General features: G+C 42.3%; 19 protein-coding genes. 14 read left to right on the top strand and 5 right to left on the bottom strand.

What is annotated here, in order from left to right; genetic code table 11:
• Window positions 1–10 precede the first annotated feature (10 nt).
• Entirely contained in the window at window positions 11–778 is a 768-nt protein-coding gene (locus CRO16_RS06200; RefSeq protein WP_097055430.1) for a TatD family hydrolase, read from the bottom strand.
• 52 nt (window positions 779–830) lie between these two features.
• Here CRO16_RS06200 and CRO16_RS06195 point away from each other — a divergent pair, with 52 nt between their 5' ends.
• Entirely contained in the window at window positions 831–1268 is a 438-nt protein-coding gene (locus CRO16_RS06195) for a retropepsin-like aspartic protease (RefSeq protein WP_097055807.1), read from the top strand.
• A 242-nt stretch (window positions 1269–1510) separates the two neighbouring features.
• Here CRO16_RS06195 and odhB read toward each other — a convergent pair whose 3' ends face one another.
• Together odhB and CRO16_RS06185 are read right to left on the bottom strand one after the other, a co-directional pair.
• On the bottom strand, window positions 1511–2797 hold the full coding sequence (gene odhB / locus CRO16_RS06190; protein WP_097055429.1) for a 2-oxoglutarate dehydrogenase complex dihydrolipoyllysine-residue succinyltransferase: 1287 nt from the start codon (window positions 2795–2797) through the stop codon (window positions 1511–1513).
• A gap of 59 nt (window positions 2798–2856) precedes the next feature.
• Window positions 2857–5673, bottom strand: a complete 2817-nt coding sequence (locus CRO16_RS06185) for a 2-oxoglutarate dehydrogenase E1 component (protein ID WP_097055428.1) — start codon at window positions 5671–5673, stop codon at window positions 2857–2859.
• Window positions 5674–5784: 111 nt separating this feature from the next.
• Between CRO16_RS06185 and CRO16_RS06180 the strand changes: the two genes are divergently transcribed.
• Window positions 5785–6324: an alpha-ketoglutarate decarboxylase gene (locus CRO16_RS06180; RefSeq protein ID WP_097055427.1), complete on the top strand. Its 540-nt coding sequence runs from the start codon at window positions 5785–5787 to the stop codon at window positions 6322–6324.
• Between the two features lies 1 nt (window position 6325).
• Here CRO16_RS06180 and CRO16_RS06175 read toward each other — a convergent pair whose 3' ends face one another.
• Window positions 6326–7300, bottom strand: coding sequence for a polyprenyl synthetase family protein (locus tag CRO16_RS06175; protein WP_097055426.1), 975 nt, complete (start codon window positions 7298–7300; stop codon window positions 6326–6328).
• Window positions 7301–7474: 174 nt separating this feature from the next.
• On the opposite strand from CRO16_RS06175, the gene CRO16_RS06170 reads away from it, so the two are divergent.
• The 10 genes from CRO16_RS06170 to CRO16_RS06120 all read left to right on the top strand — a co-directional run bounded on the left by CRO16_RS06170 (window position 7475) and on the right by CRO16_RS06120 (window position 21075).
• Window positions 7475–8050: a TetR/AcrR family transcriptional regulator gene (locus CRO16_RS06170; RefSeq protein ID WP_317042516.1), complete on the top strand. Its 576-nt coding sequence runs from the start codon at window positions 7475–7477 to the stop codon at window positions 8048–8050.
• Window positions 8047–9474 (top strand): TolC family protein, encoded by a 1428-nt coding sequence (locus CRO16_RS06165; protein ID WP_097055424.1) that lies wholly within the window; start codon window positions 8047–8049, stop codon window positions 9472–9474. The genes CRO16_RS06170 and CRO16_RS06165 overlap by 4 nt, the downstream gene beginning before the upstream one ends.
• A gap of 22 nt (window positions 9475–9496) precedes the next feature.
• Window positions 9497–10663: an efflux RND transporter periplasmic adaptor subunit gene (locus tag CRO16_RS06160; RefSeq protein WP_097055423.1), complete on the top strand. Its 1167-nt coding sequence runs from the start codon at window positions 9497–9499 to the stop codon at window positions 10661–10663.
• Window positions 10664–10669: 6 nt separating this feature from the next.
• Window positions 10670–14122: an efflux RND transporter permease subunit gene (locus CRO16_RS06155; protein WP_097055422.1), complete on the top strand. Its 3453-nt coding sequence runs from the start codon at window positions 10670–10672 to the stop codon at window positions 14120–14122.
• Window positions 14123–14253: 131 nt separating this feature from the next.
• Window positions 14254–15450, top strand: coding sequence for a glutamate-5-semialdehyde dehydrogenase (locus CRO16_RS06150; protein WP_097055421.1), 1197 nt, complete (start codon window positions 14254–14256; stop codon window positions 15448–15450).
• Window positions 15434–16255: a glutamate 5-kinase gene (gene proB, locus CRO16_RS06145; protein WP_245858883.1), complete on the top strand. Its 822-nt coding sequence runs from the start codon at window positions 15434–15436 to the stop codon at window positions 16253–16255. Before CRO16_RS06150 ends, proB begins: the two co-directional genes overlap by 17 nt.
• Before the next feature lie 685 nt (window positions 16256–16940).
• Window positions 16941–18689 carry an aspartate--tRNA ligase gene (gene aspS / locus CRO16_RS06135; RefSeq protein ID WP_097055419.1) on the top strand — a complete coding sequence of 583 codons (1749 nt, stop codon included), beginning with the start codon at window positions 16941–16943 and terminating at the stop codon, window positions 18687–18689.
• 48 nt (window positions 18690–18737) lie between these two features.
• On the top strand, window positions 18738–20531 hold the full coding sequence (locus tag CRO16_RS06130; protein ID WP_097055418.1) for a chloride channel protein: 1794 nt from the start codon (window positions 18738–18740) through the stop codon (window positions 20529–20531).
• On the top strand, window positions 20528–20779 hold the full coding sequence (locus CRO16_RS06125; RefSeq protein ID WP_097055417.1) for a hypothetical protein: 252 nt from the start codon (window positions 20528–20530) through the stop codon (window positions 20777–20779). The genes CRO16_RS06130 and CRO16_RS06125 overlap by 4 nt, the downstream gene beginning before the upstream one ends.
• Window positions 20780–20880: 101 nt before the next feature.
• Window positions 20881–21075, top strand: coding sequence for a cold-shock protein (locus tag CRO16_RS06120; protein WP_029038224.1), 195 nt, complete (start codon window positions 20881–20883; stop codon window positions 21073–21075).
• Window positions 21076–21202: 127 nt separating this feature from the next.
• Here the strand turns inward: CRO16_RS06120 and CRO16_RS06115 are convergent, their stop codons facing one another.
• Window positions 21203–22156: an NAD-dependent epimerase/dehydratase family protein gene (locus CRO16_RS06115; protein ID WP_097055416.1), complete on the bottom strand. Its 954-nt coding sequence runs from the start codon at window positions 22154–22156 to the stop codon at window positions 21203–21205.
• A gap of 117 nt (window positions 22157–22273) precedes the next feature.
• Between CRO16_RS06115 and CRO16_RS06110 the strand changes: the two genes are divergently transcribed.
• Together CRO16_RS06110 and CRO16_RS06105 are read left to right on the top strand one after the other, a co-directional pair.
• Window positions 22274–22852 carry a hypothetical protein gene (locus CRO16_RS06110; RefSeq protein ID WP_097055415.1) on the top strand — a complete coding sequence of 193 codons (579 nt, stop codon included), beginning with the start codon at window positions 22274–22276 and terminating at the stop codon, window positions 22850–22852.
• A gap of 249 nt (window positions 22853–23101) precedes the next feature.
• On the top strand, window positions 23102–23515 hold the full coding sequence (locus CRO16_RS06105; RefSeq protein WP_097055414.1) for a hypothetical protein: 414 nt from the start codon (window positions 23102–23104) through the stop codon (window positions 23513–23515).
• Window positions 23516–23562 lie beyond the last annotated feature (47 nt).

Genomic DNA, 23562 nt, shown 5'->3' with positions numbered 1-23562 from the left:
ATTCCATGGATCATATCCCAAAAATATCTTTTGAATTCCTGGTGGTGATCTCTGCAATTTCTTCCGGGGTGGTATGAAAGATTTCTGCCATCTTCTTCAGCACTTCTACAAGATACAAACTTTCATTGCGTTTTCCGCGGTAAGGTGCAGGAGCGAGATAAGGCGCATCTGTTTCCAGCACGATTTCATCTAGCGGAATCTGGTTTAGAAATTGATCAATTTTACCATTTTTAAAGGTCACTACTCCTCCTATGCCAAGTTTCATGTTGTAGGATAATGCCTTTAGCGCTTGTTCATAGGTGCCGGTGAAGCAATGGAAAATTCCGAAGAGATCCTCTCCCTTTTCCCGCTCCAGCACTTCAAAAACCTCATCAAAAGCATCCCGGCAATGAATAACTATCGGTAATTTATACTTTTTTGCCAGCTGTATCTGGTATTGAAAAGCATCCTGCTGTATCTTTAGTGTCGATTTATCCCAGTAGAGATCTACGCCGGTTTCGCCTACTGCATAAAATTTTCTTTCATCAAGCTGCTTTTCAACCACAGCCAGTTCCTCTTTATAATTTTCCTTTACATGGGTTGGATGAAGCCCCGCCATCAAAAAGATATGCTGTGGGAATTGCTTTTCCAGAGCATACATTGAAGGGATATGTTCTGAATCTATTGCAGGAATGAAAAACCTGGTGATTCCGGCATCGATAGCTCTTGCTATCATTTCATTCCTGTCTTCGTCAAAGGCTTCGCTATATAAGTGAGTGTGAGTATCTGTAATTATCATAAATGCAAAAATAATTTATTTTATACACCTATCTTTGGCAAAAAAGAAAAGAATGGCGTCTTTAAAAAAGTTTCTGAAAGAAAAAGGATATAAAAGAATCCCCCTCACCTATACCGCAACCCAACACCTGGAATTAAAGGCAAAGATCAACAAAATTGAAGGGAATTTTATTCTTGATACAGGAGCTTCAAGCACCTGTGTAGGCATGGAAGCAGTTTCTCATTTCGAATTACTTGCAGAAGACAGCGACATCAAAGCAGCCGGCGCCGGGGCTACAAATATGATGACCCAGATCGCGCAGAAGAATATTATTGAGATCGAAGGCTGGAAAAAAAAGAAGGTGGACCTGGTGCTTTTTGACCTGAGGCATGTAAATGATGCTCTTGTAAAGCATAAGGCCGAAAAAGTGCAGGGAATTATTGGAGCCGACCTCCTTAAAAAAGGCAAGGCGATAATCGATTATAAAAACATGAACCTGTATTTGAAATAAGAAAATACGGGTTTTCCCCTATTTCATAATCGCAGTAGAATTTGGATCTTAACCTTAACCAAAATTCTACCGCTATGAATCATTATAACCACAAACACCTGCCGGTGTTTCCGGCTTTATTGGCACTAGTAATAATTTTTGTTCTGGTATTGAACGTTTATTCGTTCCTTGTTAACTAGCAACAAAAAAGAGAGGCAATGATCCCGAAATCATTGCCTCTCTTTTTTGTGGGTCTAAAAATTCTAAAGTTCCAGGGCCCGCTTCACATCGTTATCCATTAACAACTCTTCAGGATTCTCGAGAGCTTCTTTTACTGCTACAAGGAAACCTACAGATTCTTTTCCATCTATGATCCTGTGGTCATAAGACAGTGCCACGTACATTATTGGACGAATTTCGACATGTCCATCAATAGCTACAGGCCTGTCAACAATATTATGCATTCCTAAAATACCACTTTGAGGAGGGTTAATGATTGGAGTGGAAAGCATGGATCCAAACACTCCGCCGTTGGTAATTGTAAAAGTACCCCCGGTCATTTCATCCACAGTGATCTCTCCGTCACGAACCTTTAAAGCAAGGCGCTTGATCTCTGCCTCTACCCCGCGAAAGCTCATATTTTCAACATTTCTCAATACCGGCACCATTAATCCTTTAGGACCCGAAACGGCTATACTAATATCCATATAATCATATTTTACCTGGTAATCTCCATCGATCATAGAGTTAACTCCGGGATACAGATCCAGAGCCCTGACCACAGCAAGGGTAAAGAAAGACATAAATCCAAGGCTCACACCGTGCCTGTCCTTAAACTCATCCTTATATTGTTTTCTTAGAGAAAAAATGGCAGACATATCCACTTCATTAAAAGTAGTAAGCATGGCAGTGTCATTTTTTACACTCACAAGACGTTCTGCTACTTTTCTGCGAAGCATAGACATTTTCTTGCGCTCTTCTCCTCTTTTCCCTTTTCCGGGTGTACCCATGGAAGGCCTGGCATTGACAGCATCCTCTTTTGTGATTCTGCCATCACGGCCACTACCTTTAACAGAATTTGCTTCCATTCCTTTCTCATCAAGGATCTTCTTAGCTGCAGGAGAAGGAGTTCCCGTTGCATAGGTATCCTGTTTTTGAGATGGTGTAGTGGATTTAGAAGGAGCTTCGGTCTTAGCTTCAGCTTTCTCCTTATTTTTTTCTGAAGATTCAAGCTCCTCTTCTTTAGCCGAAGTGGCTTCTTTTTCCTCTTTTGCTACTTCTTTAGAATCTTTTGCTCCACCTCCGGGTTTTGGTGCGTCTGTATCGATCAAACATACCACTTGCCCAACAGCTACAGCATCTCCTTCTTCAGCTTTAAGCGTAATGATCCCACTTGCTTCTGCCGGAAGCTCCAGCGTAGCTTTATCACTATCTACTTCGGCAATTGCCTGATCTTTTTCTACATAATCTCCGTCAGAAACCAGCCATTGGGCGATTTCTACTTCGGTAATCGATTCTCCCGGAGAAGGGACTTTCATTTCTAAAGCCATGATTTCTTCTTTTTTATTTAATAGTCCAGGCTCAATAAGCCGTGGGAAATTTATTAGTATTAATATGCTACTTCAATAGTTTTATCAAAAACAGATTCTATAACTTTTTCGTGGCGCTTCTTGAACCTCACTGAACTTCCTGCTGCAGGTGAGCCATAGAATTTCCTGCTGGAAACTCTAAAGTTCTTAGCTTCCTCAAGATGTAATAACAGATGGCTGTAAGCTCCCATATTTCTTGGTTCTTCCTGCGCCCAAACAATATCGTCCGCATTTTTATATTTAGCCAGTACTTCTTTGATCTGTCTTTGTGGCAAAGGAAAAAGTTGTTCTATCCTTACAAGTGCCAAGTCATCGCGCCCCTTTTCTTCCCGGTGCTCCAGTAGATCATAGTAGAACTTACCGGTACAGAATACCACAGATTTTACTTTTTCTACTGTAGCCGTAGTATCATCAAGCAGCGGCTGGAAAGTTCCATTCGCAAATTCCTCTTTGGTGGAAACCACCTTTGGATGCCTCAACAAACTCTTGGGAGTAAAAATAATTAAAGGCTTACGATAATTCACTTTCATCTGTCTTCTCAACAGGTGGAACATATTTGCAGGTGTTGTAACATCGGCAACAAACATGTTATCTTTTGCACAAAGCTGAAGATATCTTTCCATTCTCCCTGAAGAATGTTCTGCTCCCTGGCCTTCATATCCATGAGGCAGGAACATCACCAAACCGTTCTGAAGCTTCCACTTATCTTCGGCTGCAGAAATATACTGGTCGATCATGATCTGGGCTCCGTTGCTAAAGTCCCCGAATTGTGCTTCCCATATAGTAAGACAGTTAGGACTTGCCATTGCATAACCATAATCAAATCCTACCACTCCATATTCAGATAAGAGAGAGTTGTATACTTTAAAATCACAGGAAGATCCTTCTTTGGTATCACATATGGTTCCCTGTATCTGATTTAGAAGTATGATCTCCTCTTCACTGTCCTCCACTTTAACCACTGCATGACGGTGAGAGAAAGTTCCCCTTTCCACGTCCTGCCCACTCATTCTTACGTAATATCCTTCTTTAAGAAGTGTTCCGTAAGCAAGCAGTTCGGCCATACTCCAGTCAAGGCTATTATTTTCAAAAAACATGGTATGGCGTAGCTCTACGAGTTTTTTGATCTTTCTTAAGAATTTTTTGTCTTCCGGAAGTTTTGATACTGCCTCGGCAACTTCCGAGAGCACCTGCATATCAATGGTGGTATCCACGTCTTCCATCATGCGGGATTCATCCACATGATCAAAGCCCTGCCACTCATCCTGCATAAAAGGAGTTACCCTTGTTTTTTCTTCTTTTCGGGAAGATTCCAGGTCCTCCTCCAGTTTTGCCTTATACTCTTCTTCCAGCTTTTGAACATAGCTGTCATCTATCACTCCCTCCTCTTTCAACTTCTTTGAGTAGATGTCCCGGGGATTTTCATGCGTGCTAATAGCCTTATAAAGTTTAGGCTGTGTAAATCTTGGCTCATCACCTTCGTTATGACCATACTTACGGTAACCTAAAAGGTCAATAAACACATCCTTTCCAAAGGTCATTCTAAAATCAAGTGCGAACAGAACTGCATGTACAACCGCTTCGGCATCATCAGCATTCACATGCAAAACAGGTGACAGGGTTACTTTCGCAACATCTGTACAATAGGTAGAAGAACGGCCATCAAGATAATTTGTGGTAAATCCAACCTGGTTGTTCACTACGATATGAATGGTTCCTCCGGTAGTGTAACCTTCCAGCTGAGCCATTTGCACGATCTCATAAACGATCCCCTGACCCGCAATAGCTGCATCGCCATGCACGATTATTGGCAATACTGCCTTTGTTTTATTATTATAATGGCGGTCCTGTTTTCCGCGGGTTATACCTTCTACCACCGCACCCACTGTTTCCAGGTGGGAAGGGTTAGGTGCGATATTGATATTGATCTCTTTTCCGCTGTCGGTAGTGCGGCAGGAAGTCCATCCCAGGTGATATTTTACATCCCCGTCAAAAATGTCTTCTTCGTAATCTTTTCCGTCAAATTCGGTAAAAATATCTTTGGCGCTTTTTCCGAAGATATTGGTAAGGGTACTCAACCGCCCGCGGTGAGCCATTCCCATGACAAAATCCTTCACGCCAAGATCGGCAGCTTTTTCGATAATAGCATCCAGTGCCGGGATCAAACTTTCCCCACCTTCCAGTGAAAAACGTTTTTGCCCTACATATTTGGTATGTAAGAAATTTTCAAAAGATACTGCTTCGTTAAGCTTCTTTAAAATGTGCTTTTTCTGCTCTTCATTAAAAGCCGGCTGATTCTCATTAATGTTCAGCTTTTCCTGTATCCACTTCACCTCTTCGGGTTTTCGGATATACATATACTCGATCCCGATAGAATCACAATACACCCTTCGCAGGTGCTCAATGATCTGTTTTAAAGTCGAAGGTCCCAATCCCAGGATCTCCCCCGCATTAAATACGGTATCAAGATCTGATTCCTGAAGATCGAAATTTTCAATATCAAGGGTAGGTCTATATTTTCTGCGCTCCCGCACAGGATTTGTCTTTGTGAATAAGTGCCCACGGGTACGGTAACCATCGATCAATTTCACCACCCTGAACTCCTTGAGAACAGATTCCGACATTTGGACCGGCTCTCCATTTTGGGGATGATTTAAGACCTTTTGAGGTTGATCAACAACGACCTGCCCGTTTCCTGAAGTTTCCAAACCAAAATCAAATCCCTGGAAAAAAGCTCTCCAGCTTGGCTCTACACTGTCGGGAAATTGAAGATATTGGTCATAAAGATCAGCGAAATAGGCTGTATGTGCGGCATTTAAAAATGAATATTTGTCCATAGCATGAAACTACCTGTTTCTTTTTAGTAAAACGTTACAAAAGTACAATTTTTAAAAAAGAAGCACAGGACCATTTAATATATTTACCTTATACTTTGGAAAACATTTAACATGAAGAACTTCTTGTTTATTAATAAAAAAGGACTATTAATTCCGATATTAATAATTTACCTTTCTCATTCCTACGTGTTTGCACAGGAATCTGAAGCTCCAAAAAGTGCATTTTTCGAAAATGTAAGATATGGCGGAAGTGTGGGTGCCAACTTCAGCGATGGATACTTCAGCGGATTCCTGGCGCCAAAGGCAATCTATGATTTTAATCGCTACACCTCGGCAGGAATAGGCCTGGCTGGTTCTTACACTAATACCTCCCGCTATTCGGCTTACACTGCAGGTGGTAGCCTAATAGGTTTATTAAGGCCGTTGCAGGCGCTGCAGCTGTCGGCGGAATTTGAAGAGAATTACGTTTCCAAAGATTTCAAACTGGACGGTGCAAATCTGGAAGACTCTTACTGGTATCCTGCCCTGTTCCTTGGATTGGGTTATACTACCGGGCAGGTAACTGTAGGGATAAGGTATGACGTTCTTTACGATGACGAAAAAAGCATTTATGCCAATGCATTCATGCCTTTCGTTAGCGTTTTTTTCTGATCTAAACCTCCCGGTTCATCAAATTTTTTCCGAAGTGGTACAGCAGCTTTTTCTGCTCCTCTCCTACCCGAAGCTCTTCCAGTACCTCAAAGGCTTTTTTAGTATATTTTTCAATTTCCTTTCGGGTGAGTTCGGCTGCACCACTGCTCTCAAAAAGGCCTTTTACAGTCTCCACTTTTGCTGTAGGGTCAGGCGGATTTATGGAATACAGATGTTCAAGTTGATTTGCTTCTCCCGCAGCAGCCTGGCGGAGAGAGGTAAGATAAAGGAAGGTCTTTTTGTTTTCGATGATATCGCCTCCCACCTGTTTTCCAAATGTACCCGGATCTCCAAAGGCATCCAGGTAATCATCCTGTAACTGAAAAGCGATCCCCAAAAAACGCCCGAATTCATAGATCCTATCACAGTTCTCTGCGGAAGCATTGGCCACAATACCTCCCATTTTAAGAGATGCTCCTACAAGAACTGCAGTTTTATATTCGATCATTTTCAGGTACTCCCCAATACTTACGTTTTCGCGTAATTCAAAGTCTATATCGTATTGCTGGCCTTCACACACTTCTATAGCCGTTTTGGAAAACAAAGCAGCGAGTTGCCTGAAGGTCTCCCCTTCATAGTTCTCGAAAAGCTGATATGCCTTAATGAGCATAGCGTCACCTGACAAGATCCCAGTATTGATATCCCATTTTTCATGTACCGTCTGCATCCCTCTGCGCAAAGGTGCGTCGTCCATGATATCATCATGTACAAGTGAGAAGTTATGGAATACTTCAATAGCAAGAGCAGCATCCAAAGCTTTCCTGTAGTCACCGCTAAAGATCTCTGAAGCCATTAAAACAAGAACCGGCCGCACCCTTTTGCCTCCAAGACTAAGAATATAGACCATTGGATCGTAAAGATTGGCCGGTTCCCGGCTTTCGATCTTCCGGACGAGATATTCTTCAAATTCTTTACGGTACTGGTCTATAGAGAGCATGAGTAATTTTTGCGCTAAAATACCAAATCATGTAGAAACTGCAGATTCAAAGGCCTTTAATTTTTTGTAGGAAAAAACTTTGGAAACTTTTATTGTTTTTAAAGTTTCCGAACGTATATTTGCACCCTCTAATTTCAAAAAGTGAAAGAACAAATTTTAAAAAAGGCGGCCGGTATGTTTCTCACCTTAGGAGTGAAAAGCGTGACTATGGACGAGATTGCTGCCGAACTTGGAATTTCTAAAAAGACCATTTATGCACATTTTCCAACAAAGACGAAATTAATTGATGCCACTGCCAATTATGTTTTCGAAACCATATCAAGCGGGATAGAAAGCATAAAAGAGGAAAATAAAGATCCTATTGAAGAGCTATTCGCCATTAAGAATTTCGCCTGCACGCATCTAAAGGATGAAAAATCTTCTCCTCAGCATCAGCTGCAAAAGTATTACCCCAGGACTTATTTCAGTATTAGGGAGAAACAACGAAAGGTAATGGAGGAATTGACCAGGCAAAATCTTCAAAAAGGGATAAAAACGGAAGTTTACCGTAGTGACCTTCCGGTAGAATTCATCAGCCGAATCTACTTTATCGGGATGTTGGGCATTAAGGATGACGTTCATTTTCCGGAACCTGAATTCTCAACCAATCAACTTACCGAAATGCACCTGGAGTATCATCTAAGGGCAATAGTCACTCCAAAAGGTTTAAAGAAACTGGAAACCTTATTAAACCAAAGCAGCAAAAAATGAAAAAAGCAATATTTTTAATCAGCAGTTTTTTCTGTCTAAGCGGCTGGGCGCAGGAAGTCCCCTCAGAACCACTTGTACTGTCTCTCGAAGAGGCTGTGGCACTGGGGCTGGAGAACAACTACTCCTCTATTAAATCTGAAAAGGAAGTAGAAAAGGCTTTATCACAAAAATGGGAGATCATCTCCCAGGGTCTTCCCCAGATAAACGCAAATGTTGATTACCAGAACTTCCTGAAACAACCCGTTACTCTTTTACCGGCAGCAGCATTTGATAATACTCAGGCTACCATTGATGTAGTAGAAAATTACTTTGATGTTCAAAGAAATAATGAACCTGTAAACGCTCCTGAAGGTTTTATTCCAGTGCGCTTTGGTACCAAGCAAAATGTCACTGCAACAGCGACCTGGTCTCAACTCATTTTTGATGGCTCCTATATAGTAGGAGTTCAATCGGCCAGAACTTTATTACAGATCTCAAAGAATGCAAAGATCAAGACCGATCTTGAAGTGCGTAAGGCAGTGATCAACGCCTATGGCAATTTGCTCATGGCGCAGGAAAGTGTAACGATCCTGGAGAACAATCTTGAGAATATTTCCGGAAATCTTAGTGACACAGAAAAAATATTTGAAAACGGACTTGCCGAGGAGGAAGATGTTGAGCAGCTAAAGATCACCCGCCTTAGTCTGGAAAATAATCTTAACCGAAGCCGACGTATGTTGGAGATCTCCTATCAACTTCTAAACATGGCAATGGGAATTCCTGTTGAGAGGGAAATCATTCCTACAGACGATCTCAACACTTTGGCCATGAAATTTTATGATGAGCAATTGCTGGAGGAAAGTATTCCTCTAGAGGAGAATATCGATGTGCGCATCGCAGAAAATTCAGCAGAGGCTGCAAGGATCTTTGTAAGGCTGGAAAAGGCAAAGGCTTTACCTCAGCTTACCGGTTTTCTAAACTATGGAACCTCCGGCTATAGCGATTCATTTACCTTTTTTAATGAGGAGCAGGAATATTTTAATCAGTCGATACTGGGTGTAAATCTTAATATCCCGATTTTCAGTAGTGGGATGAGAAATTCCCGCACCAGGCAGATGCAACTGGAATATGAGCAGGCGAAGCTGGACCTTGAAGAAACCAGGAACAGAATCTCCCTTCAAATTGACGCGGCTAAGGCCGACTACAGGTTTAGCCTGGAAAATTTTGAAGCTCAACAGGAAGGTCTGGCCCTTGCCGAGAGAATAGAGAACAAGAACCAGATCAAATTCTTTGAAGGTCTTGCTAGTAGTTTTGAGCTCAGTGAGGCGCAAAGACAATTGTACACCGCTCAGCAAAACGTCCTTGAGGCAATGCTGGAGGTGATCAACGCAAAAGTGGAACTGGAGAATATTTTAAATACCAAAACCTATTCTGAAGAAGAATAACCAAACAAATAATTGTTGAAAAATGAAAAGATCAAGCTTATTAATAATTAGTTTTCTATTCCTGGTTTCCTGCGGAAAAAGCGATTCTGTTGAAGATGTAATTGAGACAGGGGACCTTTCAGAAATAAGAGCCAAAAAAGCCGAGCTCAGCACTCAGCAATCCACACTGTCCTCTAAAATAGCGAAGCTTGATGCTGCTATAGAAAAGCTGGACAAAAAAAATAATTTTGCCCTGGTCGAAGTGCGGCAGGTTACAGATTCCCTCTTTAAACATTACGTAGAAATTCCGGGAGATGTGGAAACTAAACAGAATATCACCATTTATCCCGAGTTTTCAGGAATTCTTCAAAAGGTAAATGTCACTGAAGGAACAAGGGTCCAAAAAGGGCAAATTTTAGCCCGAATTGATGAAGGAGGCCTGGGAAGTCAGTTGGCTCAAATGGAAGCTCAGGCTGCATTGGCAAAGACAACTTTTGAAAGACAGCAAAGGCTTTGGGATCAAAACATTGGCAGTGAGATACAATTTCTTGAAGCTAAGACCAATTACGAAGCAATTCAGAATTCCGTAGATCAAATGCGGGCTCAGCTGGCGAAGACAGTTGTGAGGGCTCCTTTTAGCGGGATCATAGATGAAGTTTTTACAGAAGAAGGGGAAGTGGTTGCACCCGGTCAAAGCAGGCTCTTCAGGCTTATCAACCTGCAGGACATGTACATTACTGCTGCCGTGCCTGAATCCTACCTCAGCAAAATAGAGAAAGGTACAGATGTGATGGTAGAGATCGCTGCCACCGGCACCTCTTTTAAAAGTAAGGTAAAACAGGTGGGCAACTTTGTCAATCCAAACAACCGCACCTTTGAGATCCAGGTGGAAGTGCCGCGAAATGCGGAGAACATCAAGCCAAACCTTATTGCCTCTGTGCGGCTTAATGACTACACTTCAGAAGGAGCTATAATTATTCCTGAGAATGTAGTGCAAACAAATGCTGCCGGCGAAAGAATGGCTTATGTCCTCGAAAAGGAATCAGATTCTACCGGAGTTGCACATAAGAGGATTCTCGAAACCGGACTTTCCTATGACAATTCGGTTGAAGTATTATCCGGACTTGAGCCTGGAGATCTGCTAATCGTCAACGGAGCCCGCAGTATTCGCGAAGGCGAAAAAGTAAGAATTTCTAACCGCACCCTATAAACAACTATGAAGTTAGATAAAGAATTTAAGCTCTCCTCCTGGGCTATTGAAAATCGCATGACGGTATATGTGATCATCGCCATCATCTTTGTTGGCGGTCTCATGTCCTACTACAGCATGCCCCGGGAATCTTTTCCCGAGATCATTGAGACCAAAATATACGTGAGCTCGGTCAATCCGGGAAACTCGGCCGAAGATATCGAGAAATTTATAACCGAGCCGCTCGAGGAAGAGTTCAACAACATTGCAGGAGTAAAGGATATCTCTTCTACTACGCTGCAGGATTATTCACTGGTGATCGTCGAGTTTGACGAGGATATTTCGGTTGATGCCGCCAAACAAAAGGTAAAGGATAAGGTGGACCAGGAAAAAGCTGCTACTACCTGGCCTACTATGGACAATGGCGCCAAGGTGGAGCCAAACGTATTCGACCTCAACATTTCCGAAGAAATGCCTATCCTTAACGTGAACCTCACAGGAGATTACCCTGTTCAGAAGTTAAAAGAATATGCCGAATACCTGCAGGACAGAATAGAGCTGCTTCCGCAGATCAAGGAAGCATCGGTAAGAGGAGCCGAAGAAAAAGAGGTGGAGATTGCGGTAGACATTTATAAAATGACCGCTTCAAAAGTGAGTTTTCAGGATATCATTAGCGCGGTGAGCATGGAAAACCAAACCATCTCCGGCGGTAATGTGATCACCGGCGAAATTCAGAAGAATATTAGGATCATTGGGGAAGTCAAAGATCCTGCTGAACTCAATAACATCATCGTAAAAAGGGAAGACGGGAACGTCTTTTTAAGAGATATTGCCGAAATAAGATTTCAGGAGCAGGAACCCACCACTTTTGCCCGCGAATACGGTGATCCCGTAGTTATGCTTGATATCAAGAAGCGTGGGGGAAAGAATATGATTGAGGCTATTGAAAATATTAAGGAGATCATTGAGCACGAAAAGGAAACTTACCTGCCCGAAGATCTTCATATCTCCTACTCCAACGATCAATCTACCATCACCGAAAATATGGTAGACGATCTTGTGAACAATATCATTTTTGGGGTGATTTTAGTAGTAGTGGTGCTAATGTTCTTCCTTGGCTTCAGGAACGCGCTCTTTGTGGGATTTGCTATTCCGCTTTCCATGTTCCTTTCCTTCATCATCCTTTCCAGCCTGGGTTTCACTCTTAACACCATGGTACTTTTCGCCCTTGTTATGGGTCTGGGAATGCTGGTAGATAACGGGATTGTGGTTGTGGAGAACGTGTACAGTTTAATGGACCAGGGGATGCCAAGGCTTAAGGCTGCCAAGCAGGGAGTGGGTGAAATTGCATGGCCTATCATTGCCTCAACAGCTACAACCCTTGCTGCATTCTTCCCGCTGGGGCTATGGCCAGGGACCATTGGTAAGTTCATGATCTATTTCCCTATGACGCTGTCGGTGGTATTAGGATCCTCGCTGTTTGTGGCGTTGATCATTAACTCCATGCTGACTTCTGAATTCATGAAGACTGAAGAAAAGGAGTTCACTAAGAAAAAACTGATCCGAATAAGTGCAGTTTTGGGAGGTACAGGTTTGATCCTGTTGATCGCCGGATTCATCCTGGATTTTGGCTCTTTTAGAGCAATAGGAAACCTCGCTATCCTTTTTGCTCTTCTTCTTTGGTTCTATAAATATTTCCTTAGTTCATGGGTAGATTTCTTCCAGTACAGAGCACTGAAAAAGCTGGAGAGAAAATATGAATCTACGCTTCGATACTCCCTCCGCGGAAAAAATTCATACCTGGTTTTCTTCGGAACGCTTGGAATGTTGATCGCCTCTTTTGTTCTTGTTGGAATTGTCAAACCCACTGTTCTGTTTTTCCCCGAGAATGAACCCAACCAGATCATTACCTATATCGAATTTCCTGAAGGAACCGATATCAGGAAAACCAATGAGGTTACCAAACAGATCGAACAACAGATCTATGACGTCATTGAAAAATATGAGGACGAAGATGGTTATAACTACATGGTAGAATCTGCTATTTCGCAGGTGGGGCAGGGAGCAGGAAACCCGCAGACAGATGGGGGGCAGCAGAATGAAATGCCGCATAAGGGAAAAGTGACACTTTCCATGAGGGAATTTAAAGACCGCCGCGGCGTAAGAAGTAGCCATGTGCTTTCTGAAGTTCGTGATGCAGTACAGGGTTTCCCGGGAGCTTCGGTGATCGTGGAAAAAGATGCTGCCGGCCCGCCGGTGGGATATCCAGTCAATATAGAGCTCAAGGGCGAAAATTATGAGCAGATGCTCGTAGAAGCAGAAGATCTTGTGAATTTCATTCAGGAGCGGAATATCGCCGGGATCGAGGAATTGCAGATTGATGTCAATAAATCCAAACCGGAACTCAATGTCACCGTTGATCGTGTAAAGGCAGGGCAGTTGGGAGTCTCCACGTCTTCGGTTGGACAAACCCTAAGACGTGCTATCTATGGAGAAGAGATCTCAACATATAAAGAAGGAGATGAAGATTATCCAATCAATGTAAGGTTCAATGAAGATTTCAGGTATGATGAAAATGCACTTTTCAATCAGCCTATCACCTTCAAAAATCAGAATACCGGAGACCTCGTACAGGTACCAATCTCTTCAGTAACAAAAAAGGAGCTCACTTCTGCCTTCAGCGCGATTAAAAGAAAGGACCTTAAGAGAGTGATCACGGTCTATTCGAATGTGCTGGAAGGTTACAACGGGAACGCGATAGTAGAACAGCTGCAAAGCGAATTGGCCGGTTACGAATTGCCGCAGGATATTTCCATGGAATTCACCGGAGAGCAGGAACAGCAACAGGAAAATATGACTTTCCTGCTTAAGGCTCTTATCATTGGTCTGGGTGCCATCCTGTTGATCCTGGTGGCGCAATTCAACTCGATTCCCAAGCCATTGATCATCCTCATGGCCGTATTCCTGTCCCTTGCCGGGGTGTTCTTTGGAATGGTGATTTTCCAGATGGACTTCATCATCATCATGACCATGATGGGAATTATTTCTCTCGCAGGGATCGTGGTGAACAATGCAATCGTACTGGTGGATTACACCCAGATTCTCATTGACCGTAAAAAAGCCAGCCTCGGGCTGGATGATAACGAACTGCTGACTAAAGGGCAGTATTATGAGATGATCGTGGAAGGTGGTAAGTCAAGATTGCGGCCTGTGCTTTTAACTGCCATTACGACAGTTTTAGGACTAATTCCCCTGGCTATAGGACTTAACATTGACTTCTTCTCTTTATTCACAGATTATGACCCGCAGATCTATATTGGAGGAGATAACGTGATCTTTTGGGGTCCACTGGCATGGACGGTGATCTTCGGACTCATCTTCGCAACCTTCCTCACACTAGTGGTAGTGCCCGCTATGCTATATCTGGTAAACCGCGGAAGGGTGAGAATGAGAAACAGAAGAGAGAAAAGCCTCGCCTAAAAAGACATTTTTGACACCAATGAATTTAAGACCTCCGGAATTATCCGGAGGTTTTCTTTTTTATTCCGGAGTCTGGCAAAGTGTTTGGACACCTATGGGCAGGAAAATTAATATTAATTAAAATTCAACGAATGAACACTCAGTTAACCATTGACGAACGAAACGCCGTTTTGATATCAATGGCAAATCTTGTGGAAAAGGAAAAGGACAACATTTTAAAAGCAAATAAGATCGACCTCGACAATTATTCAGGGGAAGATCTGGCCATGGAAGACCGGCTAAAAGTGGATGATTCCAAGATAGAAGGAATGGTACACTCATTAAAACATTTGGCTTCCCAGGAAGATCCTGTGGGAGTGGAAAGATTCAGCTTTAAGCATGAGAACGGAATGCAGGTCTATAACAGGACTGCATCCTTTGGAACGGTGATGATCATATATGAATCCCGTCCCGATGTGACTGTTGAAGCTGCAGGGATCGCCTTCAAATCCGGTAATAAGATCCTTCTTAAAGGCGGAAAGGAATCCCTTAATTCAAATTTGGAGATCGTAAAGCTTTGGCATAGAGCTCTTGAAGATAATAATGTTACTACAGATTGGGTGGAATATCTTCAGTTTGACAGGAAACGGACTCAGGAGTTTTTAGCTCATCCAGATCAAAGAGTAGACCTTGTAGTACCAAGAGGTGGCGAGCGATTGATCAAATTCGTAAAAGAAAACTCTTCAGCGCAGGTAATTGTGAGCGGCCGCGGAAACAATTTTGTCTATGTGCATGAGAACGCAGATACAGACATTGCCCTTGATGTGATCCTTAACGGAAAAACAGGGAAAATATCTGCATGTAATGCAGTGGACAAGGTGCTCATAGATGCTAACCTACCGAATAAGGAAGAATTCCTGAAGCAACTTCAGCAAACCCTTTCAGAAAATAACGTGGAGATAATTGCTGATGGATCTTTGGAAAGCATAAAAGGCAGCCGCCCTGTAAAAAGTGAAGATGAATGGTATGAGGAATTTCTGGACTATAAAGCCCTTATAGGTGAAGTGGAATCGGCTACTGAAGCTATTGAAAAGATCAATAAATACTCAGGCGGGCATTCGGCTTCCATAATTTCAAAAGATGACAAAACTGCACAGCATTTCATGGAAAATGTAGATAATGCAGCGGTTTATCACAACGCCTCAACAAGATTTACCGATGGAGGTCAGCTGGGACTTGGTGGAGAACTGGCGATAAGCACAGATAAACTACACCAGCGAGGTCCTATTGGGCTGCAGCATTTAGTAACCAACAAATGGTATATACACGGAAATGGACAAACTAGATAAAATTTTAGAACAGAATAACATAGAAATGGAAACTCCAAAGAAGAAAAAGAGGATACTTTTAAAATTAGGTTCTAATACTCTAACCAAAGAAACCGACCATATTTCGAGAGGTAAAATTGAAGATATTGGCCGGCAGATCGCAGCCCTTAAAGATGAATACGAGTTCGTGATCATTAGTTCGGGTGCTGTTGCTGTGGCCCGTCAATTCGTGAACCTGGAAAGAAGCGGTGAAAATATCGACGTCAAGCAGGCATTGGCTTCTATAGGCCAGCCGCACCTGATGCGTATTTTCCAGGAAAACTTCAGGGAGCTTGGGCTCTTGATAGGGCAGTGTCTCTTATCTCCCAATGATTTCAGCAATGAAGATTCAAGGCAGAACATCATTAACACAGTGAATGTGCTTGTGGAGAACGATTACATCCCGATCATCAACGAAAATGATACGTCTTCAACGGATGCTATCAAATTTGGAGACAACGACAACCTGGCCGCGCAAACCGCAGCTTTACTTGATGTGGACCTTTTTATCATCGCAACGAATACTCACGGGGTGTACAAAAAAGGTACTATTGAGGCCAAGACTCCGGAAACAATTCGCAAGGTGAATGACCTTGAAGAATTGAAGAAAGAAGTAATGAGCGAGACGAAGTCCACTCATGGTACCGGCGGAATGAGCTCAAAGGTTTCAGCTGCCGCGATCACTCAAAAGGCGAAGATCGAAACCTGGATAGTAAACGGGCTGGATGATAATTTCATCCTGAATGCCATTGAAGATAAAGTGCATTTTACCAGGATACATCATTAGATCCTTACCGCATTTTTGAAAACAAAAAGGCTGTGCAGAGATGTGCAGCCTTTTTTAATAACTCTCAGCTTACAAGCTTTAAATTCCAATTATCCTCTCACTCGCAGGAATAAACAGATCCTGCTCTCATTTTATACGAAGCGAACTAAGATTAAAGAAGAGCGCAGAGAAATGCCTTTGTTGAAGGGTATAGAAACAAAAATTCTTCGAGTATTGGTGGCAAAAAAAGCTTTCCCGCAGAACACAGATCAACGCAGAAAATATTTCTAAAAGATTGTCCCGTAGGGACAACATATTGGTAGAACAAAGAAATCGCCCCCCTGATCAAATGTCCCGTAGGGACAACATATTAGTAGAGACACAAATGTTTCAGCTCGGCACGGATTACAAATCCGCGCCAGCATTTCCGCTCAAACGGATCTGCGGAAATCAGCGAAATCAGCGGGAAAAATTCTAATCATCTGCAATATATATTGAGGCGCCAATGGCCAACAGCTAATAACTAAAGGCTCAAAAAGAGATCATTCGTGAATTCGTGGCTAAATTTTTTCCGCAACACCTCCCAAAAATGCCATTTTTGACACCCCCTAAAATTTCAGATTAACTTTTAGCCAATAACTTTTCTAATCTTCACGCAATCCCGCGATAACTTCTTATTTTTGCTCCTCTTAAAAAGATCAAGTTTATGTACAGAAGCCATACCTGCGGGGAATTACGGATAGAAGACAAAGGAAAGCAAGTAAAACTTTCCGGATGGGTGCAAAAGATAAGGGACAAAGGTTTTATGGTATGGGTTGATCTACGGGACCGCTACGGGCTCACGCAACTTATCTTTGATGATGAACGCACGCCAAAGGAGATGATGGAAAAAGCGTCCCAATTGGGCCGGGAATTCGTGATCCAGGTTTCAGGAGAAGTGATCGAGCGGGAATCCAAAAACCCTAACATGCCTACCGGGGATGTCGAGATCCTTGTTTCTGAACTTAAAGTTTTAAACGCTGCACAACTTCCGCCATTCACGATTGAAGATGAAACTGATGGCGGGGAGGATCTGCGCATGAAATACAGATATCTTGATATCCGCCGGAATCCGGTGAAGAATAAATTGATCTTCCGAAGCAAAGTCGCTATGGAGGTGAGAAAATTCCTTTCAGAAAAAGGCTTTATCGAGGTGGAAACTCCGGTGCTTATCAAATCCACGCCCGAAGGTGCCCGGGATTTTGTGGTGCCAAGCCGCATGAACGAAGGCCAGTTCTATGCCCTTCCGCAGTCACCTCAGACTTTTAAGCAGCTGCTTATGGTTGGCGGAATGGACAAATATTTCCAGATCGTAAAATGTTTTAGGGATGAAGATCTGCGGGCCGACCGTCAGCCGGAATTTACCCAGATAGACTGCGAAATGGCTTTTGTGGAGCAGGAAGATATATTAAACACTTTTGAAGATTTCACCCGTCACCTTATCAAAGCAGTAAAAGGTGTTGAGGTGACCGAATTTCCGCGCATGACCTATGATGAGGCAATGAAAAAGTACGGAAATGATAAGCCGGATATACGCTTTGGAATGGAATTCGGTGAACTCAACGACCTCGCAAAGAATAAAGGCTTTAATGTTTTTGACCAGCAGGAACTGGTAGTGGGGATCGCTGTACCCGGAGCTGCTTCCTATACAAGAAAGGAAATCGACAAACTTATAGAGTGGGTGAAGCGTCCACAGATCGGAGCTAACGGCCTCGTTTGGGCGAAATTTAATGAAGACGGAACTTTAAAATCTTCTGTAGATAAATTTTATTCAGAAGAAGATCTTAAAGCATGGGCAGAAAGAACCGGAGCCAAAGCAGGAGATCTTATTCTGGTCATGGCTGGAGATGGACATAAGACCAGAACTCAGCTAAGCGCATTGCGTATGCACCTGGGGAACGAACTTGGACTACGGAAAGCAGAGGAATTTGCCCCTTTATGGGTGGTAGATTTTCCGCTTTTGGAATGGGATGAAGAGACAAATCGCTATCATGCAATGCACCACCCTTTCACCTCCCCAAAACCTGAAGATATTCAATTACTGGACACTGAGCCGGGGAAAGTCCGCGCCAATGCCTATGACCTTGTCCTTAACGGAAATGAAATTGGAGGAGGTTCTATACGAATCCATGACAAGAACACTCAGGCGATGATGTTCGATCATCTGGGATTTACTCCGGAAGAAGCTAAAGCCCAGTTCGGATTTTTAATGGATGCTTTTCAATATGGAGCTCCTCCACACGGTGGAATAGCATTTGGGTTTGACAGGTTAGTAGCTATTTTAGGTGGCCAGGAAACTATAAGGGACTACATTGCATTTCCCAAAAACAATTCGGGAAGAGATGTGATGATAGATGCTCCCGCAAGAATTAGCGGGGAACAGCTTAAAGAGCTAAATTTGAAGGTTACCCAATAACCCTTTCTAAAAAGCCCTTCTTAACCGGGAGGCTCTTTCATTGTTATTATGAGTGCTAAAAGCAGGAATCCCCTATTTAAAAGGTTCTTGATCTGGAGAACCAAAAATCTTTCTTTGCAGCAGTTCATTATGATACTCGCTGCAATAATTGGATTTACTTCGGGACTTGCAGCCGTGGTCATTAAGAACCTTACTCATTTCATTCAGCGATTGCTGGAAGGGGAATTAATTGCCAATTATCACCACGCGTTCTATTTCATATTCCCCATTGTAGGACTGGCAATCACTATTTTGATTATCCGATACGGATTAAGAAATCCGGTGGGGCACGGTATTCCCTCTACCCTGTATGCTATTTCCAAGAAAAAAGGCCTCATGAAGCCTTTTCAAATGTATGCCTCCTTGTTAACAGCTCCAATTACCGTAGGTTTTGGGGGATCTGTGGGACTGGAAGGACCTACCGTGGCTACAGGTGCCTCTATAGGTTCAAATATTTCGCGGGTTTTCAACATGAACCAGGCTACCCGAACCCTGCTTATTGGTTGTGCTGCAGCGGGAGCGATGTCAAGTATATTTAAAGCCCCAATTGCTGCTATTGTTTTTGCCATAGAAGTATTTAGCCTGGATCTTACGCTGGCTTCCCTCTTACCCCTGTTGATGGCTTCGGTTTCTGCCATCCTTACCTCCTATTTCTTTTTTGGATCTGATATCATTCTTCCTTTTAACCTAAAAGATAGTTTCGAAATAGCCGATGTGCCTTATTACATTCTCCTGGGAGTATTGGCAGGCCTTTGTTCCATTTATTTTACTAAAACTTATTTCTGGATCAATAAGCAGTTTAAAAAAGTATCATCTCCATTCCACCGGTTGCTCATTGGTGGATCTATCCTTGGAGTACTCCTTTTCCTTATCCCTCCGCTATATGGGGAAGGATACAATGTGATCAACAACCTGCTGCAGGAGGATTATCTGGAGGCGCTTGGCAGTAGTTTGTTCAATGACTATCTGGATAATTTCTGGGTAATCATCGCTCTTTTGGCGGGGCTTGTGATATTTAAAATTGTGGCAACTTCTTTGACTTTTAATGCAGGTGGAGTTGGGGGGATCTTTGCACCTGTACTCTTTATGGGCAGCACCATGGGTCACTGCTTTGCCCTATTTATGAACCACATCAATTTTCTAAAAAGTCCGCTTTCGGTAAGCAATTTCACACTTGTGGGAATGGCAGGATTAATGGCGGGAGTTCTGCAGGCTCCTCTCACAGCAATTTTCCTCATTGCCGAACTTACTCACGGTTATGAACTTTTTGTTCCTCTAATGATCACTGCAGCGATCTCTTTTATGATCACTACGAGGTTCTTACCACATTCGGTATATACAATGGAATTGGCAAGGCGTGGAGAGTTGATCACCCATAATAAAGACCAGGCTGTGCTTACCCTGATGAATCTACAACAGATCATTGAAAAGAATTTTGTGCCTCTAAGAACAGGAATGACGTTAGGAGAAATTGTCAGGGAGGGCGTTGTAAAATCTTCCCGGAATATTTTTCCGGTTGTTGACGTGGATAATAATTTTATAGGAATTCTCCTCCTGGATGATATCAGGCCCATCATGTTTGATAAAAAGCTCTATGACAGCGTTAAAATAGACGAGCTCATGCAGGCCGCGCCCGAAATTATTGATGAAGAAAAGGATAGTCCGCGAACTATCATGCAGAAATTTCAGGAAACTGATGCCTGGAACCTTCCGGTAGTTCGAAAGAATAAGTATCTTGGGTTTGTTTCAAAATCTAAAATGCTTACCGCCTACCGTAGAAAACTTATAGAAGTAACCGTATGAAAATCTTAGGAACTTTAACAAAAGTATTAGCTATCATTATTGGAATTGCAATTCTTGTGGGATTTTATGTGATGCAGATTGAGAAGGATCAGGCTCTGGGAGATAAAATTGTCGGCCTTTCCGTTTTAGCAAGTGTATTTCTTCTTTTACCCATGTTTCTGGTGCTTCGCTGGAGGGGAAAAAAATTAGAAGATTATACGCTTTCAGACAAAAACATTAAAAAAATGAAAGAGCGAAAAAAGAAGTAACTCCCACAGAATAAAATTTTTAGAAATAAATAACAATTTCATAATTCCTCGTTTCAAATATTAGTTTATGTTTGTACTTTATTAATTATTATTTTTTTACAATGGAAGGTACAGTTAAATTTTTCAATGAATCAAAAGGTTACGGATTCATTACCAACGACGAAACAGGAAGAGACATCTTCGTTCACGTTACCGGATTAAACGGGGAAACTCTTAATGAAGGTGATAAGGTAGAGTACGTTGAAGAAGAAGGAAGAAAAGGATTGACCGCAGCTCAGGTGCGCGTTATCAACTAATCATATTAGTTTTATTTCGATTCCAAAGTCCTGCACGTGTGCAGGACTTTTTCTTTTATTACAACTGGGATGTGTGCAAACTACCGAACTCCTGTAGCACAGTAGGATAAAAACACAAATTTTGGATCTAGACGTGATAGACCTCTTTTATTCCCTCCAGCATTTCTGAAGTCATTTTCTCCAGATCAAAATCATGCCTCCAGCCCCAGTCTTTACGGGCTTCAGAATCATCTATGCTTGAAGGCCACGAATCAGCTATAGCCTGGCGGAAATCCGGTGCATAAGAGATCTCGAATTCAGGAATATGTTTTTGAATAGCTTTAGCTAAAGTGTCAGGAGTAAAATTAAGGGCAGATAAATTATATGAGGATCTTACCTTCACCTTTTCCGAAGGAGCTTCCATCAGGGAAATAGTAGCTCTAATAGCATCATCCATAAACATCATAGGCAGCTCGGTGTCCTTGTTAAGAAAGGAGGTGTATTTTCCATTTTTTAGCGCCTCATGATAGATCTCTACAGCATAATCTGTGGTTCCGCCACCGGGTAATGTTTTATAGCTTATCAATCCCGGGTATCTTATGCTTCTCACATCTACTCCAAACTTGTTGAAATAGTATTCACACCAACGTTCCCCCGCCTGTTTGCTTATCCCGTAAACTGTGGTTGGCTCCATCACCGTAGTTTGCGGAGTATCATGTTTAGGGGTGGTAGGTCCAAAAACGGCAATGCTCGAAGGCCAGAAAACTTTTTTGATCTTTCCCTCTTTTGCAAGGTTCAATACATGGAACAGGGAACTCATGTTAAGGTCCCAGCCTTTCATGGGAAATTTTTCTGCAGTGGCACTCAACATGGCTGCCATAAGGTAAACCTCCTCTATATCATGCTGGATAACCAGGTCTTCAATTTGATTATAGTTAGTGGCATCGGCAATTTCAAAGGGTCCGGAATTCATCAAATCTTCACTTCCTTCCCGTATATCACTCGCGATCACATTGTCTCTTCCTACCTTTTCGCGTAGTGCTAAGGTAAGTTCGGTACCTATTTGTCCGCATGCACCAATTATCAATATCTTTGAAGCCATAAAAGTTTCTTTTTTAGTAGAAGCAAAGATATCGATTTCGGGAAAGATGAGAAATTCCGCAGTCTTAAATCCTCGGAATTATTCTGAAGCTTTACTACAAAAACATATCTTTAAAAAATGAGAAAAATCCTGGTTGTTTTTTTAATGCTGTCCCTGTTGTCTTGCGAAGATGAAGCAGAAAAACCTGTAGTTGCACCTTTAGAAACCAGCACCTCCTTTTCTGATAGCCTTAAGATCTCTAAAACCCGAAATGTCATTCTTTCTCCCGAAGCCAGGGAAATTGCAGCCGACTGGCTGGCTTATATTACTGCCCAGAATGAAATAGAGAACCTGGAGAATAAAACGGGTTCAGAAATCGTCGAGAGCTCCAATAATCTAATGCAGATCATGGAGAGCCTTAGAGAAACTTTGCCGGACACGCTAAAAACGAATGCTGTAGAAGCCCGCACCAATGTTTTGCTAACCAAAGCTCATGTGTTGCATCAGTTCTCCAATAAAAAGCAAAAAAATCCCGACGAGATCTTTGAAGTAGCTCAAAACCTGGTTGTGGAATTTGACAATTTTAAGCTTCAGCTCAACGAGCTATTCCTTAAAACTCCTGAAAATTTTGAACTCGAACTTGACCAGGAATTTGAAGAGTCGCTTGAAGCCGACAGCACCGGTACTATTCCGCTATTCCGGGAAAGAGAAATTTAAAAAGCGTACCTGCTTTTTACACAAATACCTAAACTATCCTTAGCCCGAAGAAGGTTATCCTTCTTAAGAGGCTTATTATGAAGTTTCAAAAAAAGGATTTTTGGCCCCAAATTTAAAAGTTAAACAACTTGTTAAAAAAAACCCGGCCGGGTTAAACCCTTGTTAAGTTCATTGCTCCTCCTCTGCACTGTTTGTAAATTTAAAAGTACTAGACAGAATAATCCTTTCTAGCCAACCAAAAACCTAAGAATGAGGAATTCCTTTCTATTCTTTGTTCCCCTCTCTGCTCTATTCTTTTCCTGTAAAAATGCTGAAGTAGAGCGAGGCGACGAAGAGGAAGTCGTATCCAAGGTGTCAAAGCGCACCAAAAAAAATTTCCGGGAAACAGATATTGTCCTCCCTGAAGGGTACAGGGTCAAAGCGAGCGGAGAAGGACTTAACTTTTCGGTGGACACTGCTTTTGACGAAGATAAAAATTACCGCATAGCTGAAGCCGGCTACCCTACCTACGGAATAAGACAGCCACACGCTGCCAAACTCCGGATACTCAAGGTTGGTACCAATAAAAAACCTAACATTTTATTTAATCAGATGGCTTCCATTGTCGAGGTCAGGAAACAAGATTCTTCTGAGTCAGTAATACGTTTAGTTACAGGAGCATAAGTCAGAAATATTTATTTATCAGTTTTATAAACATCTTAAAATGTAAA

The sequence above is a fragment of the Salinimicrobium sediminis genome, assembly GCF_900215295.1.
Classification (GTDB): Bacteria; Bacteroidota; Bacteroidia; order Flavobacteriales; family Flavobacteriaceae; genus Salinimicrobium; species Salinimicrobium sediminis.
Note: the sequence above shows the minus strand (reverse complement) of the source record. Positions and strands in the feature narration are given on the sequence as shown.

Coding starts and splice junctions, on each gene's coding strand:
- CRO16_RS06200 (WP_097055430.1), bottom strand. CDS start 778: ATGATAATTACAGATACTCACACTCACTTATATAGCGAAGCCTTTGAC.
- CRO16_RS06195 (WP_097055807.1), top strand. CDS start 831: ATGGCGTCTTTAAAAAAGTTTCTGAAAGAAAAAGGATATAAAAGAATC.
- odhB (WP_097055429.1), bottom strand. CDS start 2,797: ATGGCTTTAGAAATGAAAGTCCCTTCTCCGGGAGAATCGATTACCGAA.
- CRO16_RS06185 (WP_097055428.1), bottom strand. CDS start 5,673: ATGGACAAATATTCATTTTTAAATGCCGCACATACAGCCTATTTCGCT.
- CRO16_RS06180 (WP_097055427.1), top strand. CDS start 5,785: ATGAAGAACTTCTTGTTTATTAATAAAAAAGGACTATTAATTCCGATA.
- CRO16_RS06175 (WP_097055426.1), bottom strand. CDS start 7,300: ATGCTCTCTATAGACCAGTACCGTAAAGAATTTGAAGAATATCTCGTC.
- CRO16_RS06170 (WP_317042516.1), top strand. CDS start 7,475: ATGTTTCTCACCTTAGGAGTGAAAAGCGTGACTATGGACGAGATTGCT.
- CRO16_RS06165 (WP_097055424.1), top strand. CDS start 8,047: ATGAAAAAAGCAATATTTTTAATCAGCAGTTTTTTCTGTCTAAGCGGC.
- CRO16_RS06160 (WP_097055423.1), top strand. CDS start 9,497: ATGAAAAGATCAAGCTTATTAATAATTAGTTTTCTATTCCTGGTTTCC.
- CRO16_RS06155 (WP_097055422.1), top strand. CDS start 10,670: ATGAAGTTAGATAAAGAATTTAAGCTCTCCTCCTGGGCTATTGAAAAT.
- CRO16_RS06150 (WP_097055421.1), top strand. CDS start 14,254: ATGAACACTCAGTTAACCATTGACGAACGAAACGCCGTTTTGATATCA.
- proB (WP_245858883.1), top strand. CDS start 15,434: ATGGACAAACTAGATAAAATTTTAGAACAGAATAACATAGAAATGGAA.
- aspS (WP_097055419.1), top strand. CDS start 16,941: ATGTACAGAAGCCATACCTGCGGGGAATTACGGATAGAAGACAAAGGA.
- CRO16_RS06130 (WP_097055418.1), top strand. CDS start 18,738: ATGAGTGCTAAAAGCAGGAATCCCCTATTTAAAAGGTTCTTGATCTGG.
- CRO16_RS06125 (WP_097055417.1), top strand. CDS start 20,528: ATGAAAATCTTAGGAACTTTAACAAAAGTATTAGCTATCATTATTGGA.
- CRO16_RS06120 (WP_029038224.1), top strand. CDS start 20,881: ATGGAAGGTACAGTTAAATTTTTCAATGAATCAAAAGGTTACGGATTC.
- CRO16_RS06115 (WP_097055416.1), bottom strand. CDS start 22,156: ATGGCTTCAAAGATATTGATAATTGGTGCATGCGGACAAATAGGTACC.
- CRO16_RS06110 (WP_097055415.1), top strand. CDS start 22,274: ATGAGAAAAATCCTGGTTGTTTTTTTAATGCTGTCCCTGTTGTCTTGC.
- CRO16_RS06105 (WP_097055414.1), top strand. CDS start 23,102: ATGAGGAATTCCTTTCTATTCTTTGTTCCCCTCTCTGCTCTATTCTTT.